Here is an 18,003-nt window from a genome sequence, read left to right as displayed (position 1 = left end):
GGTTGTTATTGATGCCTATAAAAAACAGATTCTCGTGGAGCCTCGCTGATGAAATCCTATGAAGTCAACTTTGACGGTCTAGTGGGGCCGACCCATAACTACGGCGGGCTCTCGTACGGCAACGTCGCGTCCCAGAGCAACAGCCAGCAGTCCTCCAACCCCAAGGAAGCGGCGTTGCAGGGCCTGGCGAAAATGAAAGCGCTGATGGACATGGGTTTCCAGCAGGGTGTGCTGGCGCCGCAGGAGCGCCCGGACGTGGCGGCCCTGCGCCGGCTGGGCTTTGCCGGCAGCGATGCCCAAGTCATCCAGCAGGCCGCGAAAGAAGCGATGCCGCTGCTGGTTGCCAGTTGCTCGGCCTCCAGCATGTGGGTGGCCAACGCCGCCACGGTCAGCCCGAGCGCTGACACGGCCGATGGCCGCGTGCATTTCACCGCCGCCAACCTGAACTGCAAATATCACCGCAGCATCGAGCACCCGACCACCAGTCGCGTGCTGGGGGCGATGTTCGCCAACCAGCACCACTTCGCCCACCACGCCGCCTTGCCGGCGGTGGCGCAGTTCGGCGATGAAGGCGCGGCCAACCACACCCGTTTCTGCCGCGCCTACGGTGAGGCCGGTGTCGAGTTCTTCGTGTTCGGTCGCAGCGCTTTTGACACCCGCTATCCCGCGCCGCAGAAATACCCGGCGCGCCAGACCCTGGAAGCTTCCCAGGCCGTTGCCCGCCTGCACGGGCTGAGGGAGGAGGGCGTGGTGTACGCCCAACAGAACCCATCGGTGATCGACCAGGGTGTGTTCCACAACGACGTGATCGCGGTGGGCAATGGCGAAGTGCTGTTCTATCACGAGGACGCGTTTCTCGAGACCGACAAGATGCTGGCTGAATTGAGCAGCAAACTCGCCAAGGTCGGTGGGAAATTTCAATCGGTGTGCGTACCGCGTTCGGCGGTCACCGTCGATGACGCGGTACGTTCCTACCTGTTCAATAGCCAGTTGCTGTCGCGTCCCGACGGTTCAATGCTCTTGATCGTGCCGGAAGAGTGCCGTAGCAACGAACGTGTCTGGCACTACCTGCAAGGTCTGACGGGCGCTGGCGGGGTGATTCGCGAAGTGAAGGTCTTCGACCTCAAGCAAAGCATGCAGAACGGCGGCGGCCCGGCTTGCCTGAGGTTGCGCGTGGCGCTCAATGAAACCGAGCTGGCGGCCGTCAACCCAGGGGTTATCATGACCGCGCCGCTGTACGATTCGCTGACCCAATGGGTCGAGCGGCACTACCGCGACCGCATGACCGAAAACGATCTGGCAGACCCGCAGTTGCTGCTCGAATGCCGTGCGGCACTGGATGAACTGACACAAATCCTTAAACTTGGCTCGGTTTATCCTTTCCAGATCAATTGAAAGCGCGCGCGACCTGACTACAGTCAAAGCAGGGCGCGTTGCCTTATCCCCAGACGAGAATGTAAAGACATGAGCGATACCCTGCAGCTGATCCTTGAAGACACCGACGGCACCCAACTGGAAACTTCCTGCACCCGCGTCGCGGTGATGTGGCAAGGCAAGGAGTTGTGGATCCAGCAGGATGGCCGCGGTCAGTTGCTGATCGGCGTCGATGTCGAGGAAGGGGACGAGGAATACGCCAACCTGTTGTTGCGTCCATTGGCGACCAACCTGGTCAGCCTGCAACTGGAAATGGAACCGGCGGACGTCGGCGACGATGACCATGTCCATGGCCCGGATTGCGGCCACGACCATTAAGGAAACAGCGCTATGCTCGCCCTCGGCAAACTGCTTGAACTGACCCTCGCCGGCCGTGAACCGGCGGAGAAGACTCAACTGACTGTCGAAGGCGTACGGATGCGCTGGTTGAGCGAGGGCGCGCTGGAGGTCAAGCCGCCCGAAGCCCGGGATAACGGCCTGGACCTGCTGCTGTCGGCCGGTATCCACGGCAACGAAACCGCGCCGATCGAGTTGCTCGACCGCTTGCTGCATGACATCGCCCGTGGCCATTTGAAGCCGCGGGCACGCATTCTGTTCCTGTTCGGCAATCCCGAGGCCATCCGGCGCGGTGAGCGTTTCGTCGAACAGGACGTCAACCGCCTGTTCAATGGCCGCCATGAGCTGAGCGGCGGTCCTGAGGCGCTACGGGCCTGCGAGCTGGAGCGCTTGGCCGCCAGTTTCTTCAGCCGGCCAGAACGCAGTCGCTTGCATTACGACCTGCACACCGCCATCCGCGGCTCGAAGATCGAGCAGTTCGCCCTCTACCCGTGGAAAGAAGGTCGCCAGCATTCACGCCGTGAACTGGCACGCCTGCGTGCCGGGGGTATGGAGGCAGTGTTGCTGCAGAACAAACCGTCCATTGTGTTCAGCGCCTACACCTACGACCAGCTGGGTGCCGAGTCCTTCACCCTGGAACTGGGCAAGGCCCGGCCATTCGGGCAGAACGACGGCGTCAACGTCAGCTTGTTGGAAACCCGCCTGCAACAGATCATCGAGGGCAACGAGCCGGAGCTGGATGAAGGGCTCGATGGCCTGCAGCTGTTCAGCGTCGCCCGGGAAATCATCAAGCACAGCGACAGCTTCCGCCTGAACCTGCCGGCGGACATCGAGAATTTCTCGGAATTGGGGAAAGGCTACGTGCTGGCCGAAGACATCGCCCAGACCCGCTGGGTGATCGAAGAGGAGGGCGCCCGGATCATCTTTCCGAACCCCAAGGTCAAGAATGGCTTGCGGGCTGGCATCCTGATCGTGCCGGCGACCGATGAAAACCTGATCTAAAATCCCCACAAAACCATTGTGGGAGCGGGCTTGCTCGCGAATGCGGTGTGTCAGTGACATTATTGTTAACTGACACACCGCATTCGCGAGCAAGCCCGCTCCCACATTTGGATCTGCGTTTGGATTTAAACCGCTACCGCCCGTTGTTCACTGCGACGCAGTGCCCGGGTCTTGTGCAATGTATCGGCACAGGTTTTCGCTGCTTCCTGGCCCTTGTGCACGAAATGTTCGAAGAAGAACTTCTGATGTTCTTCCCCTGCACGGAAGTGATGCGGCGTGAGCACCACCGAGAACACCGGCACTTCGGTTTCCAGCTGGACCTGCATCAGGCCGCTGATCACCGATTGGGCGACGAACTCGTGACGGTAGATGCCACCGTCCACCACCAGGCCGGCGGCGACGATGCCAGCGTAGCGGCCTGACTTGGCCAGCAGCTTGGCGTGCAGCGGAATCTCGAAGGCACCACCGACTTCGAAGAAGTCGATATCACTTTCCTGATAACCCTGGATGATCATTTCGGCGACGAAGCCTTTACGGCTCTGGTCGACGATTTCCTTGTGCCAGCAGGCCTGGATGAACGCGACGCGCTCGCCCGGATGACTTTTGCTTTTGCTGTCGATTGCAGTGGGTTGCATGTTCTGGTTCCTGTTTGTGTGAAAAACAGGGCGTCATGAATCGAAGGGGATTCGAGGGTACGCCGCGCACGGACAGTCGCAGTCGGCCCTTGGGTGCCAATCCCGTTCTCTCTTCATCCGGACTATGACCGTCGGCCCCGGAATCACACCGGGTCTGCTGACCTTGCCGCTACACCCCAAAAAGCGGTGCACCACCAAGCGCTCGCGGGCTATGCACGTTGCGTGCAATTACCGCCGGTGGGGAATTACACCCCGCCCTGAGAACGTTTTGCCGCCACGCTGTGTGACGGCGGACAATTTTTAACACATAACCCACTGTGGGAGCGAGCCGTGGGAGCAAAGCTTGCTCGCGATGGCGGTGGGTCAGTCAACATCAATACTGCCTGACCTGACGCCATCGCGAGCAAGCTTTGCTCCCACAGCACACAAGGGGGTTGTTGCCCTTTCCGTCGATCGGGCTTGATTATTCCTCGCCATGCCCGCAGTAATTGCCCTTCGAAAGGGAATTCCCCCTCCAGCACCCGAGGCCAGATTCATGAGCGTTATCGATCTTCGCAGCGACACGGTCACCCAACCTACCGTCGGCATGCTCGATGCCATGGCCAGCGCGCCGACCGGCGATGACGTGTATGGGGAAGACCCGACCGTCAATCGCCTCGAGGCTGAACTGGCCGCGCGCCTGGGGTTTGCCGCAGCGCTGTTCGTGCCCACGGGGACCATGAGCAACCTGTTGGGGTTGATGGCCCACTGCGAGCGCGGTGACGAATACATCGTCGGCCAGCAAGCCCACACCTATAAATACGAAGGCGGCGGGGCGGCCGTGCTCGGTTCGATCCAGCCCCAGCCCCTTGAGGTGCAGGCGGACGGTTCCCTGGATCTGGCGCACGTCGCGGCGGCGATCAAGCCCGATGACTTCCACTTTGCTCGCACTCGCCTGCTGGCCCTGGAAAACACCATGCAGGGCAAGGTGTTGCCATTGGAATACCTGGCCCGGGCCCGGCGTTTCACCCAGGAACATGGCCTGGCCCTGCATTTGGACGGGGCGCGGTTGTACAACGCTGCGGTCAAGCTGAATGTCGATGCCCGACAGATCACGCAATATTTCGATTCGGTGTCGGTGTGCCTGTCCAAGGGCCTCGGCGCGCCGGTGGGCTCGGTCCTGTGCGGCAGCGTCGAGCTGATCGGCAAGGCCCGCCGGCTGCGCAAGATGGTCGGCGGCGGCATGCGCCAGGCCGGGATCCTTGCGGCAGCTGGGCTGTATGCCCTGGAACATCAGGTCCAGCGCCTGGCCGATGACCACGCCAATGCCCAGCGGCTCGCCGAGGGCTTGCGCGCGGCGGGTTACGAGGTCGAGCCGGTGCAGACCAACATGGTCTACGTGCAAATGGGCGAGCGGGCCGAGGCGATCAAGGCATTTGCCGATGAACGGGGCGTCAAGCTCAGCGCGGCGCCACGTCTGCGAATGGTGACGCACATGGACGTGAGCGCGGCGCAAATCGACCAGGTGATCGCCGCTTTCGTCGATTTTTCCCGCCACTGACCCGTCAACCGGGCCAATTGACAGTTTCTATCGCATAAACACGCTGTACCCCACGCGCAGGGCCGATATAATGCGGCCCTTTGCCGTTGCTTCGTCTGTTGACGTTTTGCACAGGCCTTTGGCCGCAGCCTCCGTGGAAGAACCTAATGAAAAGCGCAGAAATCCGTGAAGCCTTCCTTCGCTTCTTCGAAGAGCAAGGCCACACCCGAGTAGCCTCCAGCTCTTTGATTCCGGGCAACGACCCGACCCTGCTGTTCACCAACGCGGGGATGAACCAGTTCAAGGACTGCTTCCTGGGCCAGGAAAAGCGTGCCTACACCCGTGCGGTGAGCAGCCAGAAGTGCGTGCGTGCCGGCGGCAAGCACAACGACCTGGAAAACGTCGGTTATACCGCACGTCACCACACGTTCTTCGAAATGCTGGGTAACTTCAGCTTCGGTGACTATTTCAAGCGCGACGCCATCACCTTCGCCTGGACCTTCCTGACCTCCGACAAGTGGCTGAACCTGCCCAAGGAGAAGCTCTGGGTAACGGTCTACGCCACCGACGACGAAGCCTATGACATCTGGACCAAAGAGGTCGGTGTCCCGGCTGAGCGCATGGTGCGCATTGGCGACAACAAAGGCGCGCCTTACGCCTCCGATAACTTCTGGACCATGGGCGACACCGGCCCGTGCGGCCCGTGCACCGAGATTTTCTACGATCACGGCGCCGACATCTGGGGCGGCCCACCCGGCTCGCCGGAAGAAGACGGCGACCGCTACATCGAGATCTGGAACAACGTGTTCATGCAGTTCAACCGCACCGCCGATGGCGTGTTGCATCCGCTGCCAGCGCCGTCGGTCGACACCGGCATGGGCCTGGAGCGGATCAGTGCGGTGCTGCAGCACGTTCACTCCAACTACGAAATCGACCTGTTCCAGAGCCTGCTGAGCGCGTCGGCCCAGGCCATCGGTTGCACCAACGACAACCAGGCGTCGCTCAAAGTGGTGGCCGACCACATCCGTTCCTGCGGTTTCCTGATCGCCGACGGTGTGCTGCCTTCCAACGAAGGCCGCGGTTATGTGCTGCGCCGGATCATCCGTCGCGCCTGCCGTCACGGCAACAAGCTGGGCGCCAAGGGCAGCTTCTTCTATCAGATCGTCGCGGCATTGGCGGCCGAGATGGGCGAAGCCTTCCCGGAGCTCAAGTCCCAGCAGGCGCACATCGAGCGCGTGCTCAAGGCTGAAGAAGAACAATTCGCCAAGACCCTGGAGCAAGGCCTGAAGATCCTCGAGCAGGACCTGGCCGAGCTCAAGGGCAACGTGGTTCCGGGCGATGTGGTGTTCAAGCTGTACGACACCTACGGTTTCCCGATGGACCTGACCGGCGACATCGCCCGCGAACGCAACCTGACCCTCGACGAGGAAGGTTTCGAGCGTGAGATGGACGCCCAGCGGGTGCGTGCGCGTTCCGCCAGCTCCTTCGGCATGGACTACAACAGCCTGGTCAAGGTTGACGTGGCCACCGAGTTCACCGGTTATGCCGGCACCACCGGCTCGGCCAAGATCGTTGCCATCTATAAGGACGGGCAGTCGGTCGACATCCTGAGCGAAGGCCAGGAAGGCGTGATCGTGCTGGACAAGACCCCGTTCTACGCCGAATCCGGCGGCCAGATCGGCGACAGCGGTTACCTGCAGGCGGGCAGTTCGCGTTTCGACGTGCGTGACACCACCAAGACCGGTGGCGCGTTCCTGCACCACGGCGTGCTGGCTTCGGGCAGCCTGATGATCGCCGCCCCGGTGGCCGCCCATGTCGACGCCGACGTTCGGCATGCCACGTCGCTGAACCACTCCGCCACGCACTTGCTGCACGCTGCGTTGCGCCAGGTGCTGGGCGAGCATGTCCAGCAGAAGGGTTCGTTGGTGGACAGTCAGCGCCTGCGCTTCGACTTCAGCCATTTCGAAGCCATCAAGCCTGAGCAGCTCAAGGCGTTGGAAGAAATCGTCAACGCCGAGATTCGCAAGAACACCCCGGTGGAAACCGAAGAAACCGACATCGAGACCGCCAAGCGCAAGGGCGCGATGGCGTTGTTCGGCGAGAAATACGGCGACAGCGTGCGCGTGCTGAGCATGGGCGACTTCTCCGTCGAGCTGTGCGGTGGTATCCACGCCAACCGCACCGGTGACATCGGCCTGATGAAAATCATCAGCGAAGGTGGCGTGGCATCCGGCGTGCGCCGGATCGAAGCGGTCACCGGCGCGGCGGCCCTGGCGTACCTCAACGTGGCCGAAGAACAACTCAAGGAAGCGGCAACCCTGATCAAGGGCAGCCGCGATAACCTGATCGACAAGCTGTCGGCTGTGCTGGAGCGCAACCGCCTGCTGGAAAAGCAACTCGAGCAGTTGCAGGCCAAGGCCGCCAGCGCCGCGGGCGACGATCTGTCGGCCCAGGCCGTGGACGTCAAGGGCGTGAACGTGCTGGCCGTGCGTCTGGACGGCCAGGATGGCAAGGCGCTGCTGGCGCTGGTCGATCAACTGAAAAACAAACTCGGCCGCGCAGTGATCCTGCTCGGCAGTGTCCATGAGGAAAAGGTCGTTCTCGTCGCAGGCGTGACCAAAGACCTGACTGGCCAACTCAAAGCCGGTGATTTGATGAAGCAAGCCGCTGCGGCAGTGGGCGGCAAGGGCGGTGGTCGTCCGGACATGGCGCAAGGCGGTGGTACCGACGTCGGCGCACTGGACGCGGCACTGGCCCAGACCGTTGCATTTGTAGAGCAGGGTATTTAAGGCAGCGCCGCTGGGCTCGTGGTCTAGTGACGAGCCCAGCCGCTGTTTGAGTGATTTATTGGGCGCCCTTCATGGGCAGAGGCGGCTTTGAAATGGCTTTGATCGTACAGAAATTTGGAGGCACCTCGGTCGGCACTGTCGAGAGAATCGAACAAGTCGCCGACAAGGTTAAGAAATTCCGCGAGGCGGGCGATGACCTGGTGGTTGTGCTGTCGGCAATGAGCGGCGAGACCAACCGTCTGATCGATCTGGCCAAGCAAATCAGCGGCGACCAGCAACCGGTTCCCCGTGAGCTGGACGTGATCGTTTCCACTGGCGAGCAGGTGACCATCGCCTTGCTGGCCATGGCGCTGATCAAGCGTGGTGTGCCGGCGGTGTCCTACACCGGCAACCAGGTGCGTATCCTGACGGACAGCGCGCACAATAAAGCGCGTATTCTGCAGATCGACGACCAGAAGATTCGCGGCGACCTGAAGGCTGGCCGTGTCGTGGTCGTCGCCGGTTTCCAGGGCGTGGACGAGCAGGGCAACATCACCACCCTCGGTCGTGGCGGTTCCGACACCACGGGCGTAGCGCTGGCAGCGGCCCTCAAGGCTGACGAATGCCAGATCTACACCGATGTGGACGGTGTCTACACCACTGACCCACGCGTGGTGCCTGTGGCCCAGCGCCTGGACAAGATCACGTTCGAAGAGATGCTGGAAATGGCCAGTCTCGGTTCGAAGGTGTTGCAGATCCGGGCGGTCGAATTCGCCGGCAAGTACAACGTTCCGCTGCGCGTTCTGCACAGCTTCAAAGAGGGTCCGGGCACCCTCATTACTATTGATGAAGAGGAATCCATGGAACAGCCGATCATTTCCGGCATCGCTTTCAACCGCGATGAAGCCAAGCTGACCATCCGTGGCGTGCCAGACACCCCCGGCGTGGCGTTCAAGATTCTCGGCCCGATCAGTGCCGCGAACATCGAAGTCGACATGATCGTGCAGAACGTCTCGCACGATAACACCACTGACTTCACCTTCACCGTGCACCGTAACGACTACCAGTCGGCCGAAGCGATACTGAAAAAAACCGCTGGCGAGATCGGTGCCCGGGAAGTGGTGGGCGATACCAAGATCGCCAAGGTCTCGATCGTCGGTGTCGGCATGCGCTCCCACGCAGGCGTGGCCAGCCGCATGTTCGAATCCCTGGCTAAGGAAAGCATCAATATCCAGATGATCTCTACTTCGGAAATCAAGGTTTCCGTGGTGATCGAAGAGAAGTACCTGGAACTGGCCGTGCGCGCCCTGCACACGGCTTTCGAACTCGACGCTGCTGCCCAACCGGGCGAGTAAAGCGTTGTCTGGAGGGCGCGGCTGGACCGCGCCCTTTGTTTTTCTGAATGGCGCGTCCCAAAACTGTTCTTTTGCCCGCGCTGGTCAATACTAGGCCTGTAGGCTTCGACCGTTTCGGTTGTAGGTCCAATGCCTTTTTTTTGCAGACTGTTGTCCCTTAAGTGAATTGCGTGAGGAGAAAGGTATGCTGATTCTGACCCGTCGGTGTGCAGAAAGCCTGATTATTGGCGATGGCGAAATCACCGTGACCGTGCTCGGCGTCAAAGGAAACCAAGTGCGTATCGGCGTCAACGCCCCGAAAGAGGTTGCTGTACACCGCGAGGAAATTTACCTGCGTATCAAGAAAGAGAAGGACGACGAACCAAGCCATTAATTTTTATCGATTTTTATGTTTGCAAACGGGGATGAAGGTGGTTAATATACGCCCCGTGTTGCGGAGAGCTGGCCGAGTGGCCGAAGGCGCTCCCCTGCTAAGGGAGTACACCTCAAAAGGGTGTCGGGGGTTCGAATCCCCCGTTCTCCGCCATTATTTTTTAGTGCGTCAAAACCTGGCTCGATCAGTAAGTGCTTGAAATTACTGAAAAAAGCGCTTTACAAAAGGAATTGACGACCTATAATGCGCGGCAACAAATGCACTCGTAGCTCAGCTGGATAGAGTACTCGGCTACGAACCGAGCGGTCACAGGTTCGAATCCTGTCGAGTGCACCATTTAAGAGTTGTTTGCAGCAATGCAAATAACTTGGCTTCAACCAGTTGTGATCTGGTATAAAACCACAACTTGCACTCGTAGCTCAGCTGGATAGAGTACTCGGCTACGAACCGAGCGGTCACAGGTTCGAATCCTGTCGAGTGCACCAAACACCAAGAAGCCCGCGTTTTACGCGGGCTTTTTGCTGTCTACGATTTGCCTTTTACGCATCCCCTCTCATCGAACACGACCTCTGCGCTGCGGCCTTTCTTCGCCTTGTAGCTATACCGCGTGCTCGAATTCCGAACTTTGATCGAGTCTGGCTTGCCCAGGGCGCTTTCTACGTCCTGCTGGCTCATGCCGGCGATGATGCGTCGGTCCAGGATGGCGTCGCGGCGTTGCCTGGCGTCGATGAGGTTCCCGCAGCGGTCCTGGAACTGACCAACCACGGTCGGTTCCTTGCGTGTGGTTTTGTTGCTGGATGTTTGCCAGCGCTCCGCTTCGGGCAGCATCGCCTCGCTCGTCGGTTCGGTCGAACCTGGGCGGTACGGATGGATCTGCTGTAGCGACAGGGTTTCTCCCGGGCCGCAGCTCAGGGTGGTGAATGTAACGTGTCTTGCATTACTTTCGCAGCGATGCACGGTCTGCCCGGCAGCCCATAAAGGCAGGCAGGGCAAGCAGGCGAGCAGGAACAGGCAGTGGTTGAGGTGCATCCGGTCGTCCTCCTTGACGGTGCAGAAGAGAAGGGTAGTCGCCGCATTTCTGCCGCGGCGTGTGTTTTCTTTTCTGGATAAGTCGTCGTAAAGGAACAGGTTCAGCCTGGGTTCAGGTTTGTCTCGCAAGCGCTTGTTCTTGCCATGATTTTTTAGCGTTTTAAAGCGTCAAGCGGTGTATGATTGCGCCCGTCAGCCCCGCCGGGGCTTTGGAATATCTCCATGGACTTACCCAGTAGTTACTCAATATTTAGTTTTGCCAATCATGAATTGACTGATTGATCCTTCCGGCGTGCTCCACTGCTGGGAGTGGAGTTCGCCTATGACCCAAGTAGAAGTAAAAAAAACGCAGGAAAGCCTTCAGGATCGCCTCGCTCAAGTTATTGAGCTGCTGCATCGCCAGCGGGTCGTCGAAGACCTGACGCATCGCCAGGAAGGTCCGCATCATGACCGGGTCGAGAACCTGGTCCACCGGCAGAATCTCGTCGAGCTGCAACGCAAGCTCGATGATCTGCACTCCGCCGACGTCGCCTACATTCTTGAAGCCCTGCCACTGGAAGAACGTCTGACGGTCTGGCAGTTGGTCAAGGCTGATCGCGACGGTGACATCCTGCTCGAAGTGTCGGACTCGGTTCGCGAAACCCTGATCGCCGACATGGATGATCATGAGTTGCTGGCGGCGGCCAAGGAAATGGACGCCGACGAACTCGCCGACCTTGCGCCCGAACTGCCGCGGGACGTTGTCCATGAACTGATGGAAGCCCTCGACGGCCAGCAGCGTGAGCGTGTGCGTTCGGCGTTGTCCTACGACGAGGAGCAGGTCGGTGCGCTGATGGACTTCGAGATGGTGACGATCCGCGAGGACGTCAGCCTTGAAGTGGTCTTGCGCTACCTGCGTCGCCTCAAGGAACTGCCGGGGCATACCGACAAGCTTTTCGTGGTCGACTACGACGGCGTGCTCAAGGGCGTGCTGCCCATCAAGCGCCTGCTCGTCAACGACCCGGAAAAACAGGTGGCCGAGGTCATGGCCAGCGATCCGGTGAGCTTTCACCCGGACGAAGACGCCTATGATGCGGCCCAGGCGTTCGAACGTTATGACTTGATTTCGGCGCCGGTGGTCGACAAGAACGGCAAGCTGATCGGCCGTCTGACCATCGATGAAATGGTCGACTTGATTCGTGAGGAAAGCGAAAGCGAAGTCCTCAACATGGCCGGTCTGCGCGAAGAAGAAGACATCTTCGCCTCGGTCTGGAAATCCCTGCGTAACCGCTGGGCCTGGCTGGCGATCAACCTGATCACGGCGTTTGTCGCTTCCCGGGTCATCGGCCTGTTCGAAGGCTCCATCGAAAAACTGGTGGCGCTTGCGGCGCTGATGCCCATCGTCGCCGGCATCGGTGGCAACTCCGGCAACCAGACCATCACCATGATCGTCCGTGCCATGGCGCTGGACCAGGTCAGCACCGGCAACACATCGCGATTGATGCGCAAGGAACTGGCTGTGTCCCTGATCAACGGCGTGATTTGGGGTGGTGTAATTGGCGTGGTGGCTTATCTGCTCTATGGCAGCTGGTCGTTGGGGGTGGTCATGACGGCCGCGATGACGCTCAATCTGTTGTTGGCGGCATTGATGGGGGTCCTGATCCCCATGACCCTGGCCCGCATGGGCCGTGACCCTGCCATGGGCGCCAGTGTGATGATCACGGCCGTGACTGACAGTGGCGGGTTCTTCATTTTCCTGGGGTTGGCGACGATTTTCCTGCTCTGAGTCGCTCATCGAGAAACCCGCCTGTTTGGCGTAATATTGTCCACATAGAAAAACGGCGCTTCTTTCAGAAATGGGAAGCGCCGTTTTTTTTCGGGGCTTCTTTTGATTTGCGGGGCGTCAAGAACTCAAGGTAAGAGCAGCAGGCAGGTCCAGCCTCTATGGAGCTGCACCACCGCTTTCGCGAGCAAGCCCGCTCCCACAGGAGAAACGCGATCACCCTAAGCCAGGTCGGCTATAAGGCCGCCTCGGGGCGGACGTTGATCTCGGCGCCCCGTTAACCACGCTGGCCGAACGTAGGCATTGCGCAGTGGGCACCTCGGCATGGATGCCGAGGTAGCCGCGCTGGGCCATGGATGGCCCTTCGCGGCGGGCCCACGGAGCAATGCCGGAGTGAGGGCATGCCGAGCCTAAGCGAGGCACCGAGTGGTGGGGCATGAGCGTTTTGCTTACTTTTGACTGGGCCGGCTTCCGGGCTTTTCAAAAGTGAGCCGCCGTCACCCCCCACGCATCACTGCATCAACGCCAATCGCGCCGCCAGTAACAAAAAAGCTGCCGAGAATAGTCGGCGTATCCACTGCAACACGGATGGACGCTCCAGAACATGGTGGCGCATCGATGCGCAGAACACGCCATAGATGACGAAGATAGCAAAGGTGATCGCCATGAAGATGAAGCTCAGTTGCAGCATGCGCCACATGGCATCCGTTTCTCCTGGCGCGAGAAATGGCGGTAGAAAGGCCAGGAAAAAAATCGACAGCTTTGGATTCAGCAGGTTGAGCAAGATGCCCGAAAAAATCACCGCGCCATTCGAGCGCGGAGTCTTGTGCGGATCAATATGCAATGCCCCATGGCTCTGGAGCGTGCTCCATGCCATCCACAATAGGTAAGCGACGCCCAGGTACTTGGTGATCTCGAAGGCCAATGGGCTGGTGTGCAGCAGTGCAGCGAGGCCCGTGATGGCTGCCAGCATGTGCGGCACGATCCCCAGGGTGCAACTCAATGCGGCTACCACACTCGCGCGCCAGCCCCGGGCCAGGCCAGCTGCAACCGTATAGACCACGCCAGTGCCAGGCGAAGCCGCCACGATCAGGGAAGTGATAAAAAAATCGAGGTTCATGCGACGCCGACCTTGGCAGTTATGAAGTCTCCAGCCTGCCAGCGGTGAGGAGGAGCGTCTTGAACGAAATTGCAGGTCGCTACGGGTGTCCTTGCCGGGCGTACATGCCCGGTGAAAATCCAAAACTGCGCACGAAGCATCGGGTCATATGGCTCTGATCGGCGAAACCGCTGGCCAGGGACGCATCGGCCAGCGGCATGCCTGCAGCGATCAGTTGTCGTGTTCGGTGGATGCGTCGTTGCAGCAGATAGGCGTGGGGTGTCAAACCGGTCAGGCGGGTGAAGGCGCGTACCAGTTGAAAGCGGCTTAAATCGGCCTCCCTGGCGAGCAGGGCAAGCGACATGGGCGACTGTGGATCGTCGTCGATCAAGGCTTTCGCACGGTTTGCCGCGACCTCCGGCAAAGACGCTATCGGCATGGAGCGATCCAGCAAATGTTCGAGCAAAAGCGCGAGCGTTTCTTCGATCTTCAGGTGATCGCCAAACTCCTCGGCTTGAGCGACGGCTTGGTACAAAGTGCGGAACAATGCTGCCGCACGCGGGCTTTGCAGCACCGGGTAAGCGAATTCCTGAGCACAGCTGCCCCCATCGTTCGCCATATCCTTGAATGCCTGCGCAATCAGCGGCGGGTCGAAATACAGCATTTGCCAACGACGCGTTCCGTTTCCAATGGGCGCGCCGTCATGCACTTCGGCAGGATTGACCGATATAAGGTCGCCAGCCGTCGCTTCTACCTGGCCTCGGCCGCTGGCTGAACGTTGCGCCCCGCGCACAAGCAAGCCAATGCCAAAATGTTCGTGCATATGCCGGACAAATGTTCGATCTGAATCGGCTTCGACGATTTCCACGCCCAGTCCTGGGATTCTTTGGATCTTGAATGCGTGACCTGTCATGCAGGCCTCCGGGCCCATGCTTTTAGCGAATCAATTTAGCATCACTGCCATGGATCGGCAGTGGTGCTGATTCGATGGCTCTGATGAGCGCTTGAAATGCAGGTTTGGGCCAAACGCCAGGCAAAAAAAAGCCAGCACGAGGCTGGCTTGAGTATTTGGGGGCTATCAGGTCGCGTCTGCGGCCATTTCTGCGTCATGGGCAATCAGCGAAACGAGGGCGTTCTGCTGGCGATGGGAGAGTTGTCGGAAGCGTTGAAGCAGTTCGCGCTCATGCAATGACAGCTCCGGGCTGTCCAGGCGCATGCTCAACTCTTCACCCAACGCGCCTTCCTGAATAAGGCTTTGCTCAAGACGCGCGATGATTTCAGAGTTCATGCTGCGGTGATGATTGCGAGCCACTTCGGCAATGCGTTCCCGCATTCCGTCTGGCAGACGTACGACGAACTTGTCAGCCGTACGGCTGGAATAAATTGCCTGTTTCAATGGGCGCATATATTTAACCGGTTAGTTCAGGGGAGCGGTTCTCGGGATTGGCCGCAGGATGTCGATAGGACAAGCTCCATTGCCAAATGTTCAACCTGAATTGTTAAGAGGCCCGCATCATGCCTCAAAATTGCCAGATCATTGGCGCCAATTCTGTGACAAATTCTGATCCGGGTAAAGGCGTTCTGCCAGTACCCTTCATCAAAAAATGCGGACTGGTTGGTAAAAAACAACAGGTTCGCATCTGTGACCGTCGGATTGTGTCTATGTGCCATACCGTCTGGCGGATAACGGAAATGGACAAAAACCTGTGCCGTCCCTGTCTTGTACAGGATAGTGGCAAATGGCCGATTTACTAGGATAAGTGAGCCAGGACAGATGAATGGCGGCCCAAGCTCGGCGTCCAGGATCTGTCAGCCTTACAGGGAGTACTATTTGCCTACACTTAAAAAGCCATGGGCGACATGACAAACGCAGGGCAGGTCGTTAACATGCACGCCGTCCTGCGCACCGCGTCTCTCGTGGTCGACTCGTGTCTCAGTAGCTCAATTGGATAGAGCATCCCCCTCCTAAGGGGAAGGTTGGCAGTTCGAACCTGCCCTGGGACACCATTATAAACAATGGGTTAGCGAAATTGCCGCTGACTTTTCCTGCTCGCGTCCCCATCTCCCGAACGATCAACAACCTCGCCACGGGTTCTGTGTTTAGCTGATCCTTCGCACTCGGTTTCTGCCACGCGTTTCCCCTTAACGGAACGCCATCGCCTGCCGATAACCCGATGAGCCCGGTTGTCTTCTGCGTTTCGGCTCGCAATGTGCGTCACGACTCAGCCAGGCCAAGCGGTTGCTGAAATCCCTTGAACGTTGCTGGTTGGTGGCTATCATCTGCGCGCTTCGGGGCTGTGACACGGCGTTTCGTTGTTATGCCATTGGGTTATTTTCTTACTTGCCTGGACATCCTCGATGCTGGCGTACCACCAAAAAAGTTTTCTGATCGTCGATGATTTCTCGGATTTTCGCAGTTCGATCCGCTCCATGCTGCGTGAGCTGGGCGTCAAGGACGTGGACACCGCCGACACCGGTGAAGTGGCGCTGCGCATGTGCTCGCAGAAACGCTATGACTTCATCTTGCAGGATTATCACCTGGGCGATGGGCGCAAGAATGGCCAGCAGGTGCTTGAAGACCTGATGGTCGAAAAGTTGATCAGCCATGAAAGTGTTTTCCTCATGGTGACCGCTGAGACCAGCCAGGCGATGGTGCTCAGTGCCTTGGAGCATGAGCCTGATGCGTACCTGACCAAACCGTTCAACCGCTCCGGCCTGGCCCAGCGGCTGGAGCGGCTCGAGCAGCGCAAGACCCTGCTCAAGCCAATCCTGCAGGCCCTCGATCGTGGCAAGCCGATGGAAGTGCTCAATGCCTGCATCGCCTTGTGCAAGCAGGACCCGCGCTACGGGCCGTTGTGCCTGCGTTATCGGGCTGATGCGTTGCGCGACCTGAATCAGAACGAGGCCCTTGAACGACTGTACAACTCGATCATCGCGGATCGCCCGTTGCCGTGGGCTTACGTGGGGCTGGGCAAGTTGATGTTCAAGCGTGGTCAGGTGGGGCAGGCCAAGGCCGTTTATGAAAAGGCCCTGAAAGTCTTTCCAATGATGCCGGCGTTGTACGACGGCATGGCCGACGTGCTGGTGGCCGAAGGTGACACCAAACAGGCGCAGCACGTGCTGGAAGAGGCGGTGCGCCTGTCGCCGCTGGCGGTGCGCCGCCAATCGTTGTTGGGCAAGCTGGCGATGACCAACGAAGACTATGACACGGCTTCCCGGGCCTATCGCCAGGCGGTCGGGCAGGGCGCGCAGTCGCGCTTCAAGGACCCGGAAAGCAACCTCGGCCTGGCCCATGCGTTGATCAGCAAGGGCAGCGAAAAAGGCCTCGACACCCGCACCCGGCTGGAGATCAACACGACTCTCAGCGCCGTGGCGAAGGAGAACCTCAACGACCCGGGGTTGCAGGTTCGGGCGCGGCTGATGAAGGCCACCAGCCTGTTGCTCAACGATGCCGAAACCGCCGAGAAGCTCACCGAACAGGCTTTGCAGCGCCTCGATGGCATGGAGCAGTTCATGAGCGCCGAGGCTGCGTTGCTGGTGGCCAAGCAATTGCAAATGCTTGGCCAGACCAGCGCCGGCGAGTCGATGCTCAAGAACTGCGCGGAAATCTACGGTGATGACCCGACGGTGATGCAAGGCATCGCCAAGCTGACCGACGACCCGAACATCCTCAACCAGGGCAATGCCGCCGCCGAGTTGAACCGCGAAGGCGTGCGGGTCTACAAGACCGGCGCGTTGCCGGAGGCGCGGGAGCTGTTCCGCCGCGCGCTGAAGATGCAACCGAAGAACATCAGTATTGCCCTGAACATGGCGCAATCGCTGCTGCATGGCACCGACACCAGTGTGGAGTCGGAACTGCTGCAGGAGTGCCGCGCCTGCCTGAAACTGGTGGGCATGATGCCCGACACCGATGCGCGTTTTGCGCGTTATCAAAAACTGCGAAGCAAGGCATTTGGCGATGAGTGACAGCGAACAGGCCCTCGATTTTTCCACGGTGATCGCGTCGACCGTGCACGACATGAAAAACTCCCTGACCTTGCTCATGCAGGCGCATGGGCAATGGCTCGAACGCTTGCCCGAATCCGAGCGGCAAACCTCGGAGCAGGGCGTCATCGAGTTCGAGTTCGCCCATCTCAATGGCCTCATGGTGCAGTTGCTGGGGCTGTACAAGCTCGGCGTCAACCAATTGCCGCTGCACCCGGCCTACCATGAGCTGGATGACTTCATCGAGGCGCAACTGGCCGGCCATCAGGATGTGTTCCGCAGTCGCGGGATCATGGTCACCTATGACGTCGATCCGCTCAGCCCCTTGGGCTTTTTCGACCGTGAGCTGGTGGCGTCGGTGCTCGACAATTGCATCAACAACGCCATTCGCCATGCGCGCCAGGCGCTGCTGATCAGTGTCAGCGATGAGGCCGGGCAATTGGTGCTGACCATCAACGACGACGGTGAAGGTTACCCGCCAGAGATGATCGAGCGTCAGGCCGAGTATGTGCAGGGTATCAACCACAGCAGCGGCAGCACCGGGCTGGGCCTGTACTTCGCCGCGCGGATCGCCGGGCTGCATCAGCGCGGCGGGGTGAGCGGGCGCACCGAGATTGCCAATGGCGGTGTGTTGGGTGGTGGGGTGTTCCGGCTTTATCTGCCCTGAGCAATCGCTTCATAAATCTCCCTGCCAACACATACCCCCT

General features: G+C 59.6%; 15 protein-coding genes, 4 tRNA genes and 1 riboswitch. Of the genes, 14 read left to right on the top strand and 5 right to left on the bottom strand.

All coding sequences use genetic code 11. From position 1 onward, the window contains the following. The first annotated feature begins 48 nt into the window (after positions 1 to 48). The 3 genes from astB (at position 49) to astE (ending at position 2,772) form a co-directional block, all read left to right on the top strand. Positions 49 to 1,395: an N-succinylarginine dihydrolase gene (gene astB, locus CFII68_RS04075; RefSeq protein ID WP_018612656.1), complete on the top strand. Its 1,347-nt coding sequence runs from the start codon at positions 49 to 51 to the stop codon at positions 1,393 to 1,395. 69 nt (positions 1,396 to 1,464) lie between these two features. Beyond that, positions 1,465 to 1,752, top strand: coding sequence for a hypothetical protein (locus tag CFII68_RS04080; RefSeq protein ID WP_003178862.1), 288 nt, complete (start codon positions 1,465 to 1,467; stop codon positions 1,750 to 1,752). A gap of 12 nt (positions 1,753 to 1,764) precedes the next feature. Then, positions 1,765 to 2,772 (top strand): succinylglutamate desuccinylase, encoded by a 1,008-nt coding sequence (gene astE / locus CFII68_RS04085; RefSeq protein ID WP_003204782.1) that lies wholly within the window; start codon positions 1,765 to 1,767, stop codon positions 2,770 to 2,772. Positions 2,773 to 2,897: 125 nt separating this feature from the next. Here astE and CFII68_RS04090 read toward each other — a convergent pair whose 3' ends face one another. Further along, positions 2,898 to 3,407, bottom strand: coding sequence for a 6,7-dimethyl-8-ribityllumazine synthase (locus CFII68_RS04090; RefSeq protein WP_018612655.1), 510 nt, complete (start codon positions 3,405 to 3,407; stop codon positions 2,898 to 2,900). 100 nt (positions 3,408 to 3,507) lie between these two features. Further along, positions 3,508 to 3,676: riboswitch (FMN riboswitch) on the bottom strand. 266 nt (positions 3,677 to 3,942) lie between these two features. Here CFII68_RS04090 and ltaE point away from each other — a divergent pair. From ltaE to CFII68_RS04125, 7 genes are all read left to right on the top strand, one after another. Continuing rightward, positions 3,943 to 4,947, top strand: coding sequence for a low-specificity L-threonine aldolase (gene ltaE, locus CFII68_RS04095; RefSeq protein ID WP_018612654.1), 1,005 nt, complete (start codon positions 3,943 to 3,945; stop codon positions 4,945 to 4,947). 146 nt (positions 4,948 to 5,093) lie between these two features. After that, positions 5,094 to 7,715, top strand: coding sequence for an alanine--tRNA ligase (alaS, locus tag CFII68_RS04100; protein WP_018612652.1), 2,622 nt, complete (start codon positions 5,094 to 5,096; stop codon positions 7,713 to 7,715). 92 nt (positions 7,716 to 7,807) lie between these two features. Continuing rightward, entirely contained in the window at positions 7,808 to 9,049 is a 1,242-nt protein-coding gene (locus tag CFII68_RS04105; protein WP_014339802.1) for an aspartate kinase, read from the top strand. A 184-nt stretch (positions 9,050 to 9,233) separates the two neighbouring features. Further along, entirely contained in the window at positions 9,234 to 9,422 is a 189-nt protein-coding gene (gene csrA, locus CFII68_RS04110; protein WP_003178872.1) for a carbon storage regulator CsrA, read from the top strand. A gap of 62 nt (positions 9,423 to 9,484) precedes the next feature. Then, a tRNA-Ser gene (locus CFII68_RS04115) sits at positions 9,485 to 9,575 on the top strand. A gap of 106 nt (positions 9,576 to 9,681) precedes the next feature. Next, positions 9,682 to 9,758 (top strand) — tRNA-Arg (locus tag CFII68_RS04120). A 72-nt stretch (positions 9,759 to 9,830) separates the two neighbouring features. Then, a tRNA-Arg gene (locus CFII68_RS04125) sits at positions 9,831 to 9,907 on the top strand. A 40-nt stretch (positions 9,908 to 9,947) separates the two neighbouring features. On the opposite strand, the gene CFII68_RS04130 is transcribed toward CFII68_RS04125, so the two are convergent. Then, complete coding sequence (locus tag CFII68_RS04130; protein ID WP_018612648.1) at positions 9,948 to 10,451, bottom strand: hypothetical protein; 504 nt, start codon at positions 10,449 to 10,451, stop codon at positions 9,948 to 9,950. Between the two features lie 322 nt (positions 10,452 to 10,773). On the opposite strand from CFII68_RS04130, the gene mgtE reads away from it, so the two are divergent. Next, entirely contained in the window at positions 10,774 to 12,216 is a 1,443-nt protein-coding gene (mgtE, locus tag CFII68_RS04135; RefSeq protein ID WP_018612646.1) for a magnesium transporter, read from the top strand. 508 nt (positions 12,217 to 12,724) lie between these two features. Here mgtE and CFII68_RS04140 read toward each other — a convergent pair. From CFII68_RS04140 to CFII68_RS04145, 3 genes are all read right to left on the bottom strand, one after another. After that, the gene (locus CFII68_RS04140) at positions 12,725 to 13,333 is read right to left on the bottom strand and encodes a LysE family translocator (protein WP_018612644.1); all 609 of its coding nucleotides are present in this window, start codon (positions 13,331 to 13,333) and stop codon (positions 12,725 to 12,727) included. 79 nt (positions 13,334 to 13,412) lie between these two features. Continuing rightward, on the bottom strand, positions 13,413 to 14,180 hold the full coding sequence (locus CFII68_RS0126210; RefSeq protein WP_256211749.1) for an AraC family transcriptional regulator: 768 nt from the start codon (positions 14,178 to 14,180) through the stop codon (positions 13,413 to 13,415). A 210-nt stretch (positions 14,181 to 14,390) separates the two neighbouring features. After that, positions 14,391 to 14,717, bottom strand: a complete 327-nt coding sequence (locus CFII68_RS04145) for an Arc family DNA-binding protein (RefSeq protein ID WP_003204761.1) — start codon at positions 14,715 to 14,717, stop codon at positions 14,391 to 14,393. 525 nt (positions 14,718 to 15,242) lie between these two features. Here CFII68_RS04145 and CFII68_RS04150 point away from each other — a divergent pair. The 3 genes from CFII68_RS04150 (at position 15,243) to CFII68_RS04160 (ending at position 17,963) form a co-directional block, all read left to right on the top strand. Next, a tRNA-Arg gene (locus CFII68_RS04150) sits at positions 15,243 to 15,319 on the top strand. Positions 15,320 to 15,670: 351 nt separating this feature from the next. Further along, on the top strand, positions 15,671 to 17,278 hold the full coding sequence (locus tag CFII68_RS04155; protein WP_018612623.1) for a tetratricopeptide repeat-containing response regulator: 1,608 nt from the start codon (positions 15,671 to 15,673) through the stop codon (positions 17,276 to 17,278). Further along, on the top strand, positions 17,271 to 17,963 hold the full coding sequence (locus CFII68_RS04160) for a sensor histidine kinase KdpD (protein WP_018612621.1): 693 nt from the start codon (positions 17,271 to 17,273) through the stop codon (positions 17,961 to 17,963). The genes CFII68_RS04155 and CFII68_RS04160 overlap by 8 nt, the downstream gene beginning before the upstream one ends. The last annotated feature ends 40 nt before the right edge of the window (positions 17,964 to 18,003 follow it).

This window comes from Pseudomonas sp. CFII68 (genome assembly GCF_000416195.1).
Classification (GTDB): Bacteria; Pseudomonadota; Gammaproteobacteria; order Pseudomonadales; family Pseudomonadaceae; genus Aquipseudomonas; species Aquipseudomonas kilonensis.
This window is presented reverse-complemented; position numbering and strand designations above follow the sequence as displayed.

Coding starts and splice junctions, on each gene's coding strand:
- CFII68_RS04160 (WP_018612621.1), top strand. CDS start 17,271: ATGAGTGACAGCGAACAGGCCCTCGATTTTTCCACGGTGATCGCGTCG.
- csrA (WP_003178872.1), top strand. CDS start 9,234: ATGCTGATTCTGACCCGTCGGTGTGCAGAAAGCCTGATTATTGGCGAT.
- CFII68_RS04105 (WP_014339802.1), top strand. CDS start 7,808: ATGGCTTTGATCGTACAGAAATTTGGAGGCACCTCGGTCGGCACTGTC.
- astB (WP_018612656.1), top strand. CDS start 49: ATGAAATCCTATGAAGTCAACTTTGACGGTCTAGTGGGGCCGACCCAT.
- mgtE (WP_018612646.1), top strand. CDS start 10,774: ATGACCCAAGTAGAAGTAAAAAAAACGCAGGAAAGCCTTCAGGATCGC.
- CFII68_RS04155 (WP_018612623.1), top strand. CDS start 15,671: ATGCTGGCGTACCACCAAAAAAGTTTTCTGATCGTCGATGATTTCTCG.
- CFII68_RS04080 (WP_003178862.1), top strand. CDS start 1,465: ATGAGCGATACCCTGCAGCTGATCCTTGAAGACACCGACGGCACCCAA.
- astE (WP_003204782.1), top strand. CDS start 1,765: ATGCTCGCCCTCGGCAAACTGCTTGAACTGACCCTCGCCGGCCGTGAA.
- alaS (WP_018612652.1), top strand. CDS start 5,094: ATGAAAAGCGCAGAAATCCGTGAAGCCTTCCTTCGCTTCTTCGAAGAG.
- ltaE (WP_018612654.1), top strand. CDS start 3,943: ATGAGCGTTATCGATCTTCGCAGCGACACGGTCACCCAACCTACCGTC.
- CFII68_RS04145 (WP_003204761.1), bottom strand. CDS start 14,717: ATGCGCCCATTGAAACAGGCAATTTATTCCAGCCGTACGGCTGACAAG.
- CFII68_RS04090 (WP_018612655.1), bottom strand. CDS start 3,407: ATGCAACCCACTGCAATCGACAGCAAAAGCAAAAGTCATCCGGGCGAG.
- CFII68_RS04130 (WP_018612648.1), bottom strand. CDS start 10,451: ATGCACCTCAACCACTGCCTGTTCCTGCTCGCCTGCTTGCCCTGCCTG.
- CFII68_RS04140 (WP_018612644.1), bottom strand. CDS start 13,333: ATGAACCTCGATTTTTTTATCACTTCCCTGATCGTGGCGGCTTCGCCT.